The following is a 17,093-nucleotide window of genomic DNA, read 5'->3' as shown; positions in this document are numbered from 1 at the left end:
GGCCGGTGTAGGAAAGGGACAGCAACACATGCCCAAGATCAAGGTAGCGGGCCCGGTCGTCGAACTCGACGGCGACGAAATGACCCGGATCATCTGGAAATTCATCAAGGACCAGTTGATCCTGCCCTACCTCGACGTCGATCTGAAGTACTACGACCTCGGGATGGAGCACCGCGACGCCACGGACGACCAGGTCACCGTGGACGCCGCCAACGCCATCAAGGAGCACGGCGTCGGCGTCAAGTGCGCGACCATCACCCCCGACGAGGCGCGCGTCGAAGAGTTCGGCCTGAAGAAGATGTGGCGGTCCCCCAACGGGACGATCCGCAACATCCTCGGCGGCGTCGTCTTCCGCGAGCCGATCATCGCCCGCAACATCCCGCGCCTGGTCCCGGGCTGGACGAAGCCGATCATCATCGGCCGCCACGCCCACGGCGACCAGTACCGCGCGACCGACTTCGTCGTGCCGGGCCCGGGCCAGGTGACGATCACCTACACGCCCGAGGACGGCTCCGAGCCGATGGAGTTCGAGATCGCGAACTTCCCCGGCGGCGGCGTCGCGATGGGGATGTACAACTACGACGACTCGATCCGCGACTTCGCCCGGACGACGATGCGGTACGCGCTCGACCGCGAGATGCCGCTGTACCTGTCCACGAAGAACACGATCATGAAGGCGTACGACGGCCGCTTCAAGGACATCTTCGCCGAGATCTTCGACGCCGAGTTCAAGGCCGACTTCGACGCCAAGGGCCTCACCTACGAGCACCGGCTGATCGACGACATGGTCGCCGCCGCGCTCAAGTGGGAGGGCGGCTTCGTCTGGGCGGCCAAGAACTACGACGGCGACGTCCAGTCCGACACCCTGGCGCAGGGCTTCGGCTCGCTGGGCCTGATGACGTCGGTCCTCATGACCCCCGACGGCAGGACCGTCGAGGCCGAGGCCGCGCACGGCACGGTGACCCGCCACTACCGGCAGCACCAGCAGGGCAAGCCCACCTCCACGAACCCCATCGCGTCGATCTTCGCGTGGACCCGGGGCCTGGAGCACCGCGGCAAGCTCGACAACACCCCCGAGCTGATCAACTTCGCCCGCACGCTGGAGAACGTCTGCGTCGAGACGGTCGAGGGCGGCCAGATGACCAAGGACCTCGCGCTGCTCGTCTCGCGGGACACCCCCTGGCTGACCACCCAGGAGTTCCTGGAGGCGCTGGACACCAACCTCCAGAAGAAGGTCAACGCCTAGCGGCACGTGTGCGCGGGCCGTCCCGGTGATCCCGGGGCGGCCTTCGTCGTTCCCGCGCGCACCTGGGCGCGAGCCCGGAGCCCGCGCGCGATAGCCTGGCCGCAGATATCTTGACGGCGAGAGACTCGATCTTCGCCGACACGAACCGCCGCATGCCCGCTCGGGCGAGGAGATGAAACAGGCAATGACGCGCACCCCAGTCAACGTCACCGTCACCGGCGCCGCGGGCCAGATCGGCTACGCGCTGCTGTTCCGCATCGCGTCCGGCGCCCTGCTCGGCCCGGACGTACCCGTGCGGCTGCGGCTGCTGGAGATCCCGCAGGCCGTCAAGGCCGCGCAGGGCACCGCGATGGAACTGGACGACTGCGCGTTCCCGCTGCTGTCCGGCATCGACATCTTCGACGACGCCGTCAAGGCGTTCGAGGGCACCAACGTCGCGCTGCTCGTCGGCGCCCGCCCGCGCACGAAGGGCATGGAGCGCGGCGACCTGCTGGAGGCCAACGGCGGCATCTTCAAGCCGCAGGGCGAGGCCATCAACGCGGGCGCGGCCGACGACGTCAAGATCCTCGTCGTCGGCAACCCGGCCAACACCAACGCGCTCATCGCGCAGCAGCACGCGCCGGACGTCCCGGCCGGGCGCTTCACCGCGATGACCCGCCTCGACCACAACCGCGCGCTCGCGCAGCTCTCGAAGAAGGCCGGCGTGTCCGTCTCGGACATCAAGAAGCTGACGATCTGGGGCAACCACTCCGCGACGCAGTACCCGGACATCTTCCACGCGGAGATCGCCGGCAAGAACGCCGCCGCGACGGTGAACGACCAGGCGTGGCTGGAGAACGACTTCATCCCGACCGTCGCCAAGCGCGGCGCCGCGATCATTGAGGCGCGGGGCGCGTCGTCGGCCGCCTCGGCCGCGTCCGCCGCGATCGACCACGTGCACACCTGGGTGAACGGCACGGCGGCGGACGACTGGACGTCGATGGCCGTGGTGTCCGACGGCTCCTACGGCGTGCCCGAGGGCCTCATCTCGTCCTTCCCGGTCACCACCCGGAACGGCGAGTGGGAGATCGTCCAGGGCCTGGACATCGACGACTTCTCGCGCGCCCGCATCGACGCGTCGGTGGCGGAGCTGTCCGAGGAGCGCGACGCGGTCCGCAAGCTCGGCCTGATCTGATCCGCACGCCAACGCCCCCGCCTGGTTCCTTCCAGCGCGGGGGCTTTGTCATGGCGGGTTGAATAACCTCGGCGGACTGTCGGTGGCCGTCGCTAGGCTGCCGCCGTCGGGTTTTCGGGGGAGGCGCGTGATGGAGGAACGGACGTTCCAGGTCGATCTGCGGGGCGTGGTCGACCTGCTCAGCCGTCACCTGTACTCCAGTCCGCGCGTCTACCTGCGCGAACTGCTCCAGAACGCCGTCGACGCGATCACCGCGCGCGGCGGCGACGGCCACGTCCGGGTGGAGACGTCCGGCGGGGTGCTGCGCGTCAGCGACGACGGCATCGGCCTCACCGAGGAGGAGGTGCACCGGCTGCTGGCGACGATCGGCCGCTCCGGCAAGCGCGACGAGCTGGGCTTCGCCCGGCACGACTTCCTCGGCCAGTTCGGCATCGGCCTGCTGTCGGCGTTCCTCGTGGCCGACGAGATCGAGGTCGTGACGCGTTCGGCGTCCGGCGCCCCGGCCGTCCGGTGGACGGGCCACGCCGACGGCGGCTACGCGGTCGAACCCGGCGAACGCGACGCTCCCGGCACCACGGTGACGCTGCGGGCGCGTCCCGGCTCGGGGGAACTGCTGTCGCCGCCGGTCGTGCGGGAACTGGCGGGCACGTTCGCGTCGCTGCTGCCCGTCGAGGTCACGGTGGACGGCGAACCCGTCACCGGGGGCGGGCCGCCGTGGCGGGCGTCCCACCCCGATCCGGCGCGGCGCCGCCGCGCGCTGGAGGAGTACTGCCGCGACGTGTACGGGTTCGCGCCGTTCGACGTGATCGACCTGGACGTCCCGGAGGCGGGGCTGAACGGCGTCGCGTTCGTCCTCCCCCGTGAGGTCACGCCGGGCGCGCGGCGGGCGCACCGCGTCTACCTCAAACGGATGCTGCTCGCCGAGAACGTCGAGGGGCTGCTGCCCGAGTGGGCGTTCTTCGTCCGGTGCGTGATCGACGCGGGCGAGCTGCGGCCGACCGCGTCCCGCGAGGCGCTCTACGAGGACGATCTGCTCGAAGCGACCCGGACGGCCCTCGGTGACCAGGTACGGCAGTGGCTGGTGCGCCTCGCCGAGACCGACCCGTCCCGCATGCGCGGGTTCCTGCGGCTGCACCACCTCGGCGTGAAGGCGATGGCCGTCACCGACGACGCGATGCTCGCCGTCGTCGACCGGCTCCTGGAGTACGAGACGTCCGCGGGCCCGATGCCGCTGAGCGAGTTCCGGCGGCGGCACCCCGGCGCCCGGTACACCGCGAGCGTGGAGGAGTTCCGGCGGCTGTCGGCGGTGTCGGCGGCGCAGGGCGTCGGGCTCGTCAACGGCGGCTACGTGCACGACGCCGAGATCCTGGAGCGGCTGCGCGCCACCGACCCCGACGCCCCGCGCCCGCTGGACGCGGCCGAGCTGTCCACCCGCCTCGGCGCGCTGCCCTCGTCGGACGAACTGGAGCTGCGGCCGTTCCTGGAGGCGGCGTCCCGCGTCCTGGAACCGCTCGCCTGCGAGGTCGTCGTCCGCTCGTTCGACCCGGCCTCGCTGCCCGCCCTGTACCTCACCAGCCGCGACGCGCAGCACCGCGCCGACCTGGAGGAGGCCCGCGACGGCGCCGACCCGCTCTGGGCCGACGTCCTCGGCGCGCTGCGCGGCGCCGTCCCCGACGAACGGCCCCAGCTCGTCCTGAACCACCGCAACCCGCTGACCCGGCGCATCACCGCCCTCACCCCGGACGGACCGCTCGAACCGGCCGTCCAAGCCCTCTATGGACAGGCGCTCCTCCTCGGCCACCACCCGCTGCGGCCCGCCGACACCGCCGTCCTGAACCGCGCGTTCCTCGGCCTGCTCGATTGGGCCGTCCACACCCCGGAGGATGAGCGATGAGTGTCGAGCACGTGTACGAGCTGATGGGGCGCGCCGGCGCGCTGGCGTACGGTGAGGCGCGCTCGCTGCTGGTCGAGGAGGCGTTGCGGCACGCCGAGCAGCACGGCGACGCCTCGCTGGCGTTCAACGTCCGGATGGAGCTGGGCACCGCGTACCAGTTCGGCGGCGAGCCGATCAAGACGTTCACCACGTTCAGCCGCGCCCTGGCCGACTTCGACCGGGCGCCCGGCGACCTCGACGGCGACGCCGAGCACCGGCTGCTGTGGCAGTTCAAGTGGATCTCCACGTCGCTGACGCTGTTCCCCGAGGTCCCGCTCGACCGCACGTACGCGGTCCTGGACGACATGGAGCGCCGCTATCGCGACGGCGGGCACGGCCTGCACGCGGTGTACTCGCGGCGCGCGCGCGTCGCCCGGCATCTCGGTGACGCCGACGCCGCCGACCACTGGTTCGGGCTGTGGAGCGCGGCGCCGCACGACGACCTGTCCGACTGCGCGGGCTGCGACCCGAGCGGCAAGGTCGCCCACCTGATCTGGCGCGGTCACGACCGGGAGGCGCTGGCGCTGGCCGCCCCCTACCTGGAGGACGAGCCGCCCTGCACGGAGCAGCCGCAGGGCCTGCTGACGGCGCTGCTGCCCGCGTACACGCGGCTGGGCCTCCGCGAGGAGGCGCGTAGCGCGCATCTGCGGGCGTACCGGGCGCTGCGCACGCAGTCGGGCGGTTTCTCCTCGATCGACGAGCACGTCCTGTTCTGCCTGCGCAGCGGGAACGAGGCGCGCGGCCTGGAGATCGTCGCCCGTCATCTGGACCGGCTGGAGCACCCGCCGAGCCCGCACGCCGAGATGTCCTTCTCCGCCGCGGCGGCGGCCCTGCTGCGCCGGATCGACGAGGCCGGGCACGGCGACCGCGAACTCGGCGGCACGACCGTGGCCGAACTGCACCCCGTCCTGGCCGAGCGGGCACTGGCGCTGGCGGCGCGGTTCGACGCCCGCAACGGCACCGGCGAACAGTCCGCCCGGACGCGGGCCCGGCTGGAGACCGCTCCCGGAGCGGAACACGTGCCGCTGACCGCGCCCGTGCGGCCCGCCCCGGTCGTCCCGCCCGCGCCTGAGCCGATCACCGACCCGGACGCGGCCCTCGACGGCGCCGAGCGGGCGTGGCGCGACGGCGACCCGGCGCGGGCCGTCGCCGCGTGGGCGCGGTTCGACGAGCTGACGGCCGGTACCGAACCGTCGCCGGTGCGGCGCGCGCGGCGCCTGGAGGGCACGGGCCTGGAACGGCTCATGGCCGGGCGGCCCGGCGAGACCGCCGAGATGTGGCGGCGCGCGGCGGACGAGCTGGACGGCTGCGACGAGCCCGAACGCGCCGCGACCGTCCGCAGCCGGCTCGGCCTGCTGCACGCGCGGTCCGGGCGTCCGGCCGAGGCCGAGACCCTGCTCACCGAGACGCTCGCCTGGCTCGACGCACACGCCGCCGACCGGCGCCGCGCCCTCACGGCCCGGCTGCGGCTGGCGGAGTTCCTGATCGAACAGGAGCGTGCCCCGGAGGCGTCGCTCGTGCTGGGGGCGGCCGTCCCCGCCGACGAACGCGACGTCGCCGCCGCCGAACTGCTGCGCGGGCGGCTGCTGCTCGGTGAGGGGCGCGTCGAGGACGGCGCGGCGGCGCTGCGCGCGTCGCTGACGGCGGCCCGCGCGTCCGGCGCCGAGCCGCTGCGCGCCGAACCCGGCCTGCTGCTCGCGCGGGCGCTCACGCACCTCGCGCAGGACGACCTCGGCCGCGCCGCGCACGGCGGCGAGGACGCGGACGACACCGACCCTCCGGACACCGAGCGCGCGGAAGCGCTGCTCGATGAGGCACTGGACGCGCTGGACGACGCGGTGACCTTCGGGCGGCACATCCTCGCCGGGTTCGCCGCCCTCGCGCACGCCGAACGCGGCGGCCTGCTGCTGCGCCGGGGCCGCCCGGCGGACGCCGCCGCCGACCTGGGGGAGGCCGTCGCCGCGTTCGCCGCGCTCGGTGACCCCTGGCAGGCCACCTACGCGCGGATCGACCTGGCCGCCGCCTACCTGGAGGCGGGCCGCGCGCTGGAAGCGGCCGAGGTCGCGGAAGAGGCCCTGGCCGGCGTCCCCGACCTGGACGATCCGGACGCCGACCGCCGCTGCCGCCTCGTCATCGCCTACGCGCGCAAGGAACTGCGCGAACGCGAGGCCGCCGAGGCGTTCGCCGACCTCGCAGAACTGGCCCGCGCGGCGGGTGACACGCTCCCGGCGGCGCACTTCCTGGAGGAGTCGGCCGAAGCCCTCACCGCACACGACCGCGACGAGGACGCCGCCGTCCGCTTCGTCGCCGCCGCCGAGACCTACGCCCTCGCCGGTGAGCCCTTCGCCGTCGTCCGCACCCGCCGCCAGGCGGCGCTGTGCCGCTGGTGGTCCGGCGACGAGGACGGCGCCGTCACCGGCCTGGACGACGCCCGCGCCGCCCTCGCAGACCTCCCCGACGACGACATCCGCGCCGTGACCTGGGAGACGGCCGTCCTCGACTTCGACACGGCGCGCCTCTTCTCCCGCGCCTCCCGCCCCGCCGAGGCCCTGGGCTTCGCGGAGTCCGCCGTCCGGGGCTTCCTCGCCCTGGACGACCAGCTCGCCGCCGCCGAGGCGACCACCCTCCGCGACGAGATCACCGCCGCACTGGACACCCGTTGACGTCCACCGGCCGCAGGTCGCGCGTCGTCGGGACGGTGCTCGGCGCGGCGGTCGGAGACGCGCTCGGAGCGCCGTTCGAGTTCGGCGCCGCGGGCGCCTTCTCCACGGGATACCCGCCCGGCCACGGGGACGAGATGCGCGCCGGCGGCGGCTGGGACACCGGCGAGGCCACCGACGACACGCAGATGGCGGTCCTGGTGGCGACGTCGCTGCTGGAGCGCGGCGGACTCGACCTGCCGGACATGTTCGCCCGGTTCCAGCGGTGGGCGGCGGCCGAGCCCAAGGACATCGGCATCCAGACCGAGACCGTCCTCAACAGCGGCGACCCGTGGGACCTGGCCGCGCCCCGGCACTTCCGGACGAGCGGGCGCGCTGCGGGAAACGGCTCCCTCATGCGGGCCTCGACGGCGGCGGTGTACTTCGCGCCCGGCGGCAGCCGGGCCACCAGCAGGCGGCGCACCGGATCGCCGCGCTGACGCACGGCGATCCGGCGGCGGGGGAGGGCACCGCGATCTTCCACGACCTGGTCCGGGTCGCCCTCGACGGCGCCGACCCGCTGGCGGCCCTCCCCGACGTGCTGACCCGCGTGCACCCCGCCCACCGCGCCAGGTACGCCGCGATCCTCGACCCGCGCTGGCATCCCGACGACGCGACGGAGTTCAACGGGGCCGTCTGGCCGTGCCTGGCGTCGGCCGTGTGGGCGGTCAGGACGACCCGCTCCTTCGAGGACGCCCTTCGCGCGGCCGTGGACCTCGGCGGCGACACCGACACCGTCGCGGCGGTGACCGGCGGGCTCGCCGGTGCGATCTACGGCGAGGCCGCGATCCCCGCGCGGTGGACCGCGCCACTGCACGTGCCGGTGCCGGGCTGCGCCCAGGTCCTCCGCCCACGCGACCTGCGCGAACTCGCACTCAACCTCGCGACGGCAGCCGCGGAGAACGGCGAACACGCGACGAACTCCCCCGGCTCCTGACGAGGAGGTCCCATTCCACGCCCCCGAACCGCCGCCGTCCGTGCGCAGCGGCCGGGCACGCACCGGGAACACCATCGCAGGCCCAGCACATCACTGACGTAGCGAGACCGCAGCGTGGCGGAGACGGTCACACGGGCGTCGGTGGCGGGCGTGAGGGAACGGCGAGGCGTAGCGATACTGCGGCGCGGCGGAGGCGGTCAGGCGGGCGTCGGTCGCGAGCGGGGGAACGGGCGAGGCGTAGCGACCTGCGGCGTCGCGGGGCGGTCACACGGGCGTCGGTGGCGGGCACGGGGAACGGCGAGGCGTAGCGACCTGCGGCGTCGCTGGGCGGTCACACGGGCGTCGGTGGCGGGCGCGGGGAACGGCGAGGCGTAGCGATACTGCGGCGTCGCGGAGCGGTCAGGCGGGCGTCGGTGGCCCGGTCGGTGTCAGGGGAGTGAGTGTCGCCCGGGGGACGGCGCGGGTGACGGTGTCTCGCACGGCGTCCGCGCGGGCGGCGGGGACGAGAAGCAGGACGCGGCCGTCGGTGATCCGGGCGCCGCGTGCGCCCGCGTGGACGGCGGCGTTGACGGCGGCGTCGGCGTCCGGCCAGGAGGCGCGTTCCTGGTCGCGCAGGGAGAGCTGCGACGCGTTGAGCATCGCGCCGAACTCGGCGAGCGCACCCGCTCGCAACAGCCCCGCCGCCGCCTCCACCCGATGCTTCTCGGTGACCGCGTGCTGAAGACGTCCGCGCAGCCGAGGCTCGCGCAACCGAGCCAGCGCCGCCGCAAGATCCTCCACATCACCAAGACGGGCCACCCCCAGAACCGCAGCAGCACGCTCGCGCTCAGCCCCGTCCCGCGCACCATCGCCCCCAGCCCGCCCACCCTGGAGCGGTGAGCCGGTGTCGACGAGCAGGGCGGTGAGGTCGGCGGTGGCGAGGTCGAAGGGGAGTGGGGGGCCGGTTGTTCGGCCCTCTCGCACGAGGCGGGCGTGTCCCTCGACGGCGTCCAGGACGGACGTGTCGGGCACGTGGCGTGCCAGTTCTGCTGTCGTCCAGTCGGGTCGATACAGATCGCGTAGTACGAGCGCCACTCCGGTCGTCAGCGCCGCGTCGGCGCCCACGCACTCGCCGCGCACCGTGATCGTCCCGCCGCCCGCTCCGAGCCGCCGGGCGATCTCGGCGACGTCCGCCGCCCACGGGACGATCACCGTTCCGGCGTCCCGGCGTCTCCGACGCCACCAGCCCAGTCGGCCACCGACGCGGCCTGCGGCCTGACCGCCGATGGCGGGTGTCTCGGTGCCGGTTGTGTGTGCGGTGCGCGGGGTGGGCCGGAGCCAGCGCCCCAGTCCGCCGCCGACGCGGCGTGCGTCCTGGCCTTTGGTTGTGCGCGGGGTGGGCCGGAGCCAGCGTCTCGGTCGGCTGCCGCTGCGGCGTGCGTTCTGGCCTTCGGTTGTGCGCGGGGTCGGCCGGAGTGGGCGTCCCGGTCGGCTGTCGGCGTTGCCCGTGTTCTGGCGGTCGGTGGTGGGTGTGTGCGCGTCGGGCGGGGTGAGGTCGATGGTGGTGACGGTGCCGTTGTGGTCGATCTCCAGGGCGTCGTCGGCTCGCGGCGTGGCCTCGACGGTGAGGGTGCCGGGGATCGTGACGGTGAGGGCGAGGGTGGACGGGTCGCCCAGGAGGGTGAGGCGGCCCGGGACGCGCCAGGCGGCGGTCATCGCGTGGCGAAGCTCCAGGCGTCGGCGACCATGCGGTGCAGGTCGCGTTCGGGCTTCCAGCCCAGGGCGGAGCGAATCCTGTCGGAGGAGGCGACGAGGACGGCCGGGTCGCCGGGGCGGCGGCCGCGCATCTCGGCGGGGATCGCGTGGCCGGTGACCTCGCGGCACACCGCGACGACCTCGTGCACCGAGTACCCGGTGCCGCTGCCCAGGTTGAAGATCTGGTGGGCGCCGGCCGCGCACGCGTCGAGCGCGAGCAGGTGCGCGTGCGCGAGGTCGACGACGTGGATGTAGTCGCGGACGCAGGTGCCGTCCGGGGTGGGGTAGTCGTCGCCGAAGAGCTGCACGGCCTCGCGCTCGCCGAGCGCGACCTTCAGCACGTTCGGGACGAGGTGCGTCTCCACGGTGTGCCGCTCGCCGAGGGCGATGCCCTCCTCCAGCAGCGCGCCCGCGACGTTGAAGTACCGCAGTGACACCGCGCCGAGCCCGTAAAGCCGGGCGAACTCGGTGAGCGCCGCGTCGATCGCGAGCTTGGACGCGCCGTAGGGGTTGGTGGGGCGCGTCGGGTCGGTCTCCAGGATGGGCGTGGACTCCGGCTCGCCGTAGGTGGCGGCGGTGGAGGAGAACACGATGCGGCCGACGCCCGCGCCGCGCATGGCGTCGAGCAGGGCGAGGGTCTCACCGAGGTTCTTGTCCCAGTACAGGCCGGGCTTCTCGACGGACTCGCCGACGAGCGACTTGGCGGCGAAGTGCAGCACCGCGTCGAATCCGGCGCCGGTGAGCACCTCGGCGGCGGCCTCGCGCAGCGTGCCGCGCACGAACGTCGCCCCGCCCGGCACGGCGTCGGCGTGGCCGGTGGACAGGTCGTCCAGTACGACGACCTCGTGCCCGGCCCCCAGCAACCGCGCCGCGACGACACTGCCGATGTATCCCGCTCCGCCCGTGACGAGCAGCTTCACGACCCGACCTCCCACCCCGACGCCTGCGAACGCCCCAGGCTAGCGCGGCACGCCCACCCCGCGCGGCGCACGCCGCAGCCTGTGGAAAACCGATCGGAGGGGCGCTGGGACGGTGAATAGGATGACCCGGAAGACGCGTGGCACCGCAGGGTCCGCCGGTCACCGCCTCGGCCGGGACGCGGGTCGCCACGTGCCGATCGCACGCCCACCGTCCTCGTGCGGCCGGTGTCGTCCGCCGTTCGCGGTCACGCGGCGGCGCCGTCCGGAACGGGGCCTGAGAGAATCGACCCGTGGACATGTCCGAAACACCGTCCGGAAGCACGCTACCGCGCGTCCTCTCCGGCATCCAGCCCACCGGCGACTCGTTCCACCTCGGGAACTACCTGGGCGCGGTCCGCCAGTGGGTGGCCATGCAGGAGACGCACGACGCCTTCTACTGCGTCGTCGACCTGCACGCGATCACGGTCGAGCACGACCCGAGGGCCCTGCGGCGGCGCAGCCGCGTCGCGGCGGCGCAGTGCCTGGCGATGGGCCTCGACCAGGACGTGTCGACGCTTTTCGTGCAGAGTCACGTGCCCGAGCACGCCGAGCTGGCGTGGGTGCTGGGCTGCCTCACCGGGTTCGGCGAGGCCGGACGGATGACGCAGTTCAAGGACAAGTCCACCAAGTACGGCTCGTCCGCCACGACGGTCGGGCTGTTCACCTATCCGGTGCTCATGGCCGCCGACATCCTGCTCTACACCCCCGGCCACGGCGGCGCGCTAGAGGTCCCCGTCGGGGAGGACCAGCGCCAGCACCTGGAGCTGACCCGCACGCTCGCGCAGCGCTTCAACCACCGGTTCGGCGAGACGTTCGCGGTACCGGAGGCGTTCATCCCGAAGGACGCGGCCAAGATCACCGACCTTCAGGAGCCGACGGCGAAGATGAGCAAGTCGTCCTCCTCGCCGCAGGGCATCGTGGAGGTCCTGGAGGAGCCCGGCCCGCTGCGCAAGAAGTTCATGCGCGCGGTCACCGACACGGGCTCCGACGTCCGCTACGACGAGACCGAAAAGCCCGGAATCTCCAACCTTGTCCGCATCTATGCGTCGTTGGAGGGCATCTCCTACGACGAGGTCGAGCGCAAATACGCCGGAAGCGGGTACGGCACCTTCAAGAAGGACCTCGCCGCGCTCGTCGCCGACACGTTCACGCCGATCCGGGAACGGACCCACCGGCTCCTGGCCGACGAGGAACAGCTCGACCGGCTGCTCGCCGTCGGCGCCGAGCGGGCGGGCGCCGTCGCGGCCCGGACGATGGAGGTCGTGCGCGACCGCGTCGGCTTCGTGGCGCGGGGCCGCTGAAAGGGCGGCGGGACGGGCGGCGCGGCCGGGCAGGTGAACGCTGAGGGGGGCGGACGTGACGGGGGGAGCACCATGCGAACCGGGATCGCCGCGCGCCGCGTCCACCCGCCCCGGCGGGCCGCCGCCCGGCTGCCGCACGATCGGCGTGGCGATCCCCATCCCCGACCCGTACGGGGGTTTCCTCCAGCGGGTCCGCTCGGCGCTCGGTGACCCGCTGGCGACGGCGATCCCCACGCACATCACGCTGCTGCCGCCGACGGAGGTGGCCGAGGCGTCCCTGCCGGACATCACCCGGCACCTGGCGGACGTCGCCGCGTCCGAGCGGCGGTTCGCCATCCGGCTGCGCGGCACCGGCACGTTCCGTCCGGTGTCGCCGGTGGTGTTCGTGGCGCTCGCCGACGGGATCGGGCACTGCGAGCGGCTTCAGCGCCGCGTCCTGGAGGGGCCGCTGGAGCGGGAGCTGTCGTTCCCCTACCACCCGCACGTGACGGTCGCGCACCATCTTCCCGACGACGTGATGGATCGTGCCTTCAAGGATCTCGCCGACTACCGCGCCGACTTCGAGGTCGGCGGCTACGCGCTCTACGAGCACGGCGCCGACGCGGTGTGGCGTCCGCGCGACCGTTTCGCGTTCGGCGATCCGCGCTGACATCGAGCGCTTTCAAGTGGGTACGCCGCGTACATGCCGCAGGTGATCGACAAAACGCGCGACAAGGCGCAGAGCATGACGCAGTCCGCGAAAGACCTGCTGGCGCGGGTCCGGGCGCGGTTCGGTCCCGTCGACCATCTCTTCCGCTCCTACACCCGTTACCAGGACAAACGCGGCGACCGGCTCGCCGCCGCCCTCACGAACTACGGCTTCCTCTCGTTCTTCCCGATCCTGGCGCTGGCGTACGCGCTGCTCGGCTACCTGGTCTTCGTCAGCCAGAGCGCCCGCGACCTCTTCCTCGACGCGATCAACTCGCTGCTGCCGGGACTGGCCGACCAGATCCAGGTCGAGCAGATCGCCCAGTCGCGGACGGCCGCCGGCCTCATCGGCCTCGCCGGTCTGCTGTTCACGGGCCTGGGCTGGGTGCAGGTGCTGCGCGAGTCGCTGCGTGAGATGTGGGGGAACCCCCCGAAGCCGGAGCGCAACTTCGTCGTCAACAAGCTGATCGACGCGGGCGTCCTGCTCTACCTCGGCGTCATGCTGATGCTGAGCGTCGCGGTGTCGGCGCTGGCGGGCACGGCGACGCACGCGGCGCTGTCGTTCGTCGGCCTTGACCACGTCACCGGCCTCGGCACGCTGCTGCGGGGCCTGTCGCTCGCGGTCGCGATCTTCTTCGACACGCTGATCTTCCTGATGTTCTTCGCCCGCCTCTCGGGCACCCGCGCGTCCTGGCGCAGCATTCTGCGCGGCGCGCTGTTCGGCGCGATCGGCTTCGAGATCCTGAAGCAGATCGCGTCGCTGCTGCTGGCGGGTACGACGGCCAATCCGGTCTACGCGGGCTTCGCGGTCCTGATCGGGCTCGTCGTCTGGATCAACTTCGTCTCCCGCTACATTTTGTACGCCGCCGCCTGGACCTCCACCCGCACCGAGGTCCTGCGCGCCGACACCGACCGCCCCGTCCCCCCGGAAACGGCCCAGGCGGTCAGCGCCCTCCCGGCCGAACCCCAACCGCAGGACGACACCAAACCCGCAACCGCCGGTTCCTGACCGCACTCCTTCGCGACACGTACCTCACCGTTTCATGCCACCTGCGGTAGCATAATCAGATGAGCGAACCGACGCGTAAGTACTCGGTCACCCTGCCGCGTGACATTGCCGAAGAGGCGCGGACGCGCGGCGGCGGGGCGGGTCTTTCCGCGTACGTGACGGCGGCCGTGAAGCGGCAGCTCGAACGGGACGCGTTGCGGGAGCTGGTCGAGGCGGCCGAGGCGGAGCACGGCCCGATCACCGAGGAGGAGGTCGCGGCGCGGCGTGCGGCGCTGGCCGCGGCGCGCACGGACGCGGCGTGACGCGTCGCGCGGCGGCGACCGGCGGCACCCTCGTCCTCGACTCGGAAGGGCTGGCCAAGGCGGTCGGGCGTGATCGCGAACTGACCGCGTGGCTCGCTCTGGCGCAAGCGGACGACTTGCGCGTCGTCACGAGTGCGGTGACCCTCGTCGAGGTCGTGCATCCCAAGCTCGACCGGGCGGCGCTGGAGTGGACGCTCTCCCGGCTCGTGGTCGAGCCGGTGGGCACGGAGATCGCGCGGCGGGCGTCGGCGCTGTTGCGGGACGCGCGCGTCCACGGTCACAGGCATGCGCTCGACGCGCTCGTGGCGGCGACCGCACTGGCGGCACCCGGACCCGTCACCGTGCTCACGTCCGATCCCGATGATCTGAGGATGCTGTGCGGGCCGCGGGTCGGGGTGGTGAAGGTCTAGGCGTCGTCGGTGGGGTTGCGGCGGCGGAGGACGAGGGTGAGGGCGCCGCCGGCCAGGGCCACGCCGGTGGCGCCGCCGCCGATGAGCCACCATTCGCGGGAGCCGTCGCGGGCGGCGAGGGCCGGGGGGAGGAGTCCGGCGGAGGGGTGGGAGACCTTGCGCTCCAGGGAGCCGGGCGGGACGAGGACGCCGACCGGCTTGGCCGTCCCGGCGGCGGCGAAGCCCCAGTTCAGGAGCTTGGCGGCGTAGGGCGACGGCGGCAGGTCCGCCTTCATCAGCGCGATGATGATCGTCTTGTCGCCGCGCTTGGCCGACGCGACGAACGTCTGCCCCGCCGCGATCGTGTATCCGTTCTTGCCGCCGAGCATCCCGTCGTACTCGTGCCGCTGGCCCGGCAGCATCCGGTTGTGCGTGTAGATCGGGTAGCCGCCGGTCTTCTTGCCCTTCTTGCGCTCCTTCTTCGTCGGCGGCGCGGGGAACGGGTGCGTCAGCTTGGACGTGTACGTGACGTACGCCGGGTTCCGCATCGCCTCGCGGTGGATGAGCGCCAGGTCGTACGACGACGTGTGCTGCGTCTTCACCGTCAGCCCGAGGTCGACGTCGAGCCCGTTCGGCGACCCGGCGAGCGTGTCGCGCGCGTTGATGCGCCGCGCCTCGCCGTTCATCAGGTCGAGCGCGGGCCGCATGCCCCCGGCCGCCTCGGCGAGCGTGACGGCCGCGTCGTTGGCCGACATCATCATCAGCGCGTGGAACAGGTCGGACACCTTGTACTGCATCTTCGGCGTCATGCCGACCTTGGTGCCCTCGACGTCGCACGCCGCCCGCGACGGCCGCACCAGGCGGTTCGCGTCCAGCTTGGGGATGAGGGCGAGGGCCGTCAGCGTCTTGAGCGTGCTGGCGGGCAGGTACTGCCCGTGCGGGTTCTTGGCGGCGAGGACGTCGCCGGTGTCACCGTCGGCGATCACCCACGACTTGGCGTTGATCTTGGGGAGGGGCTTGAGGCCGGGGACGGCCTCGACGATCGTCCCGGTCTCACCGAGCCGTCCGCCGCCGACGGGCTCCGCGGGCGCGGCGGACGCCGCGACGGCCCCGGGCCCTGCGGCGAGGCAGAAGGCGGCCAGCGGCGCGCCGAGTGCGGCGGCGCGGCGGCGAAGGTGTCCCATGGTTCCCCGAAACGGTTCAGTCGAGCGGTCCGGAGGAAACCGTACCCACGGAACAGACCGCCGATCTATCCCGCTTCGCACGAACACACCATGATCAGGTCGAGACGGGGCGGCGGAGGGCTAGTCACATAGGATGGCGTCGACCCCCGCCGACATGGCCGATCGCGGTGACGGGGCATGGCCCGCCGACGCCTGAGCGGACCAAATGACCGGTAAAGGCCGGGGTTTCCGTGGTCCCGGGCGTCCCTGCCGTCACAATGGTGGTGAGGGACGCGCCCGTACCCGCGTTTGTGCGGCCGGGAGATCCACTGACGGAATCACGTCACGTGCCACGCACCGGCCTGCGAGGATTGTGGACGGAGGTCGGACCGTGGCCATTGACTTCAGCCCGTCCCGTGGCGCGACGCTGGGCGTCGAGTGGGAGCTCCAGCTCGTCGACACCGGGACCAGGCACCTGCGGCAGGACGCGCGCGAGGTGCTGGCCGACCTGCCCGCCCTGGGGGAGGGTGCGCCGTTCGCCAGAGTGCGGCACGAGCTGATGGAGTCCACCGTCGAGATCGTCACCGGGATCAGCGACACGGTCGGCGAGGCCAAGAGCGACCTCGCCGCGACGCTCAGCGCCCTGCGCACGGTCGCGGGCGCCCGGGACATCGCGCTGGCCTGCACGGGCGCGCACCCCATCAGCGACTGGCGCGACGCGGTGATGGCGCCGATGCAGCGCTACGCCGACCTGGTCGAGAACATGCAGTGGCTGGCCCGCCGCATCCAGACGTTCGGCGTGCACGTCCACGTCGGGGTGACCGACGCGAACAAGGCGATCCCGATCGTCAACGCGCTGGCGGGGTATCTGCCGCACTTCCTGGCGCTGACGGCGTCCAGCCCGTACTGGAGCGGCGGCGACACGGGGCTCGCGTCGAGCCGGGCGGTGGTCTTCGGGCAGCTTCCGACCGCCGGTCCGCCGCACCTGCTCGACGACTGGCCCGCCTTCGAGGACTACATGGAGACGCTGCTGCGCGCGGGGACGATCCGCAGCATCAAGGAGGTCTGGTGGGACATCCGCCCCCATCCGGACTTCGGCACGGTCGAGATCCGCATGTTCGACGGGATTCCGACGTTGCGTGAGGTGGGGATGGCGGCGGCGCTCTGCCAGAGCCTCGTCACGCTCTTCGAGCAGCAGCTCGACCGCGGTTACACTCTGCCGCGACCGGCGGCGTGGGTCGTGCGCGACAACAAGTGGCGCGCCACCCGGTACGGGCTCGACGCGATCGTCATCACCGACGACTCGGGGAACACGGCCCCGCTGCGCGACGAGGTCTACGAACTCATCCGTGAGCTGGAACCGGTCGCCGACCGGCTCGGCTGCGCCGAGGAGCTGAAGATCGCGGGCGAGGTCCTCGACCAGGGGGCCTCCTACGAGCGGCAGCGCGCGATCCGGGCCGAGGGCGGCACGCTGGAACACGTGGTCGACGCGGCGATCCTGGAGCTCGCGCAGGACCGTTTCGTCACCTTCGGGGAGGTCGCGCATGCCGCGCCATGACG

The 17,093-nt window shown here is 72.8% G+C and carries 15 protein-coding genes; 12 read left to right on the top strand and 3 right to left on the bottom strand.

The features are described 5' to 3' along the window. Window positions 1-28 precede the first annotated feature (28 nt). The 6 genes from C229_RS0103005 (at window position 29) to C229_RS32255 (ending at window position 7,989) form a co-directional block, all read left to right on the top strand. Window positions 29-1,246 carry an NADP-dependent isocitrate dehydrogenase gene (locus C229_RS0103005; protein ID WP_018653598.1) on the top strand — a complete coding sequence of 406 codons (1,218 nt, stop codon included), beginning with the start codon at window positions 29-31 and terminating at the stop codon, window positions 1,244-1,246. Window positions 1,247-1,430: 184 nt separating this feature from the next. Next, window positions 1,431-2,420 (top strand): malate dehydrogenase, encoded by a 990-nt coding sequence (locus C229_RS0103000; protein WP_018653597.1) that lies wholly within the window; start codon window positions 1,431-1,433, stop codon window positions 2,418-2,420. A 130-nt stretch (window positions 2,421-2,550) separates the two neighbouring features. Next, window positions 2,551-4,314 carry an HSP90 family protein gene (locus tag C229_RS0102995; RefSeq protein ID WP_018653596.1) on the top strand — a complete coding sequence of 588 codons (1,764 nt, stop codon included), beginning with the start codon at window positions 2,551-2,553 and terminating at the stop codon, window positions 4,312-4,314. Beyond that, window positions 4,311-7,016, top strand: coding sequence for a hypothetical protein (locus C229_RS0102990; protein ID WP_018653595.1), 2,706 nt, complete (start codon window positions 4,311-4,313; stop codon window positions 7,014-7,016). Before C229_RS0102995 ends, C229_RS0102990 begins: the two co-directional genes overlap by 4 nt. After that, entirely contained in the window at window positions 7,013-7,492 is a 480-nt protein-coding gene (locus C229_RS35690; protein ID WP_476691996.1) for an ADP-ribosylglycohydrolase family protein, read from the top strand. The genes C229_RS0102990 and C229_RS35690 overlap by 4 nt, the downstream gene beginning before the upstream one ends. Continuing rightward, window positions 7,480-7,989 (top strand): ADP-ribosylglycohydrolase family protein, encoded by a 510-nt coding sequence (locus tag C229_RS32255; RefSeq protein WP_476692002.1) that lies wholly within the window; start codon window positions 7,480-7,482, stop codon window positions 7,987-7,989. The genes C229_RS35690 and C229_RS32255 overlap by 13 nt, the downstream gene beginning before the upstream one ends. A 399-nt stretch (window positions 7,990-8,388) precedes the next feature. Here the strand turns inward: C229_RS32255 and C229_RS33965 are convergent, their stop codons facing one another. Together C229_RS33965 and galE are read right to left on the bottom strand one after the other, a co-directional pair. Beyond that, complete coding sequence (locus C229_RS33965; RefSeq protein ID WP_155884562.1) at window positions 8,389-9,684, bottom strand: galactokinase; 1,296 nt, start codon at window positions 9,682-9,684, stop codon at window positions 8,389-8,391. Continuing rightward, complete coding sequence (gene galE / locus C229_RS0102970) at window positions 9,681-10,643, bottom strand: UDP-glucose 4-epimerase GalE (protein WP_018653592.1); 963 nt, start codon at window positions 10,641-10,643, stop codon at window positions 9,681-9,683. Before galE ends, C229_RS33965 begins: the two co-directional genes overlap by 4 nt. Window positions 10,644-10,939: 296 nt before the next feature. Here galE and trpS point away from each other — a divergent pair, with 296 nt between their 5' ends. The 5 genes from trpS (at window position 10,940) to C229_RS0102945 (ending at window position 14,391) form a co-directional block, all read left to right on the top strand. Next, entirely contained in the window at window positions 10,940-11,983 is a 1,044-nt protein-coding gene (gene trpS / locus C229_RS0102965; protein WP_051108910.1) for a tryptophan--tRNA ligase, read from the top strand. Between the two features lie 145 nt (window positions 11,984-12,128). Next, complete coding sequence (locus C229_RS0102960) at window positions 12,129-12,632, top strand: 2'-5' RNA ligase family protein (protein ID WP_018653590.1); 504 nt, start codon at window positions 12,129-12,131, stop codon at window positions 12,630-12,632. Between the two features lie 33 nt (window positions 12,633-12,665). Then, on the top strand, window positions 12,666-13,679 hold the full coding sequence (locus C229_RS0102955; RefSeq protein ID WP_018653589.1) for a YihY/virulence factor BrkB family protein: 1,014 nt from the start codon (window positions 12,666-12,668) through the stop codon (window positions 13,677-13,679). A gap of 59 nt (window positions 13,680-13,738) precedes the next feature. Beyond that, the gene (locus tag C229_RS0102950; protein WP_018653588.1) at window positions 13,739-13,981 is read left to right on the top strand and encodes a hypothetical protein; all 243 of its coding nucleotides are present in this window, start codon (window positions 13,739-13,741) and stop codon (window positions 13,979-13,981) included. After that, the gene (locus C229_RS0102945) at window positions 13,978-14,391 is read left to right on the top strand and encodes a PIN domain-containing protein (RefSeq protein ID WP_018653587.1); all 414 of its coding nucleotides are present in this window, start codon (window positions 13,978-13,980) and stop codon (window positions 14,389-14,391) included. Before C229_RS0102950 ends, C229_RS0102945 begins: the two co-directional genes overlap by 4 nt. On the opposite strand, the gene C229_RS29195 is transcribed toward C229_RS0102945, so the two are convergent. Continuing rightward, window positions 14,388-15,554, bottom strand: a complete 1,167-nt coding sequence (locus C229_RS29195) for a D-alanyl-D-alanine carboxypeptidase family protein (protein ID WP_018653586.1) — start codon at window positions 15,552-15,554, stop codon at window positions 14,388-14,390. The genes C229_RS0102945 and C229_RS29195 overlap by 4 nt on opposite strands. Before the next feature lie 370 nt (window positions 15,555-15,924). On the opposite strand from C229_RS29195, the gene C229_RS0102935 reads away from it, so the two are divergent. After that, window positions 15,925-17,091: a glutamate--cysteine ligase gene (locus C229_RS0102935; protein WP_018653585.1), complete on the top strand. Its 1,167-nt coding sequence runs from the start codon at window positions 15,925-15,927 to the stop codon at window positions 17,089-17,091. Window positions 17,092-17,093: the final 2 nt, after the last annotated feature.

It is taken from the genome of Actinomadura flavalba DSM 45200 (genome assembly GCF_000374305.1).
In the GTDB taxonomy this organism is placed as follows: domain Bacteria; phylum Actinomycetota; class Actinomycetes; order Streptosporangiales; family Streptosporangiaceae; genus Spirillospora; species Spirillospora flavalba.
This window is presented reverse-complemented; position numbering and strand designations above follow the sequence as displayed.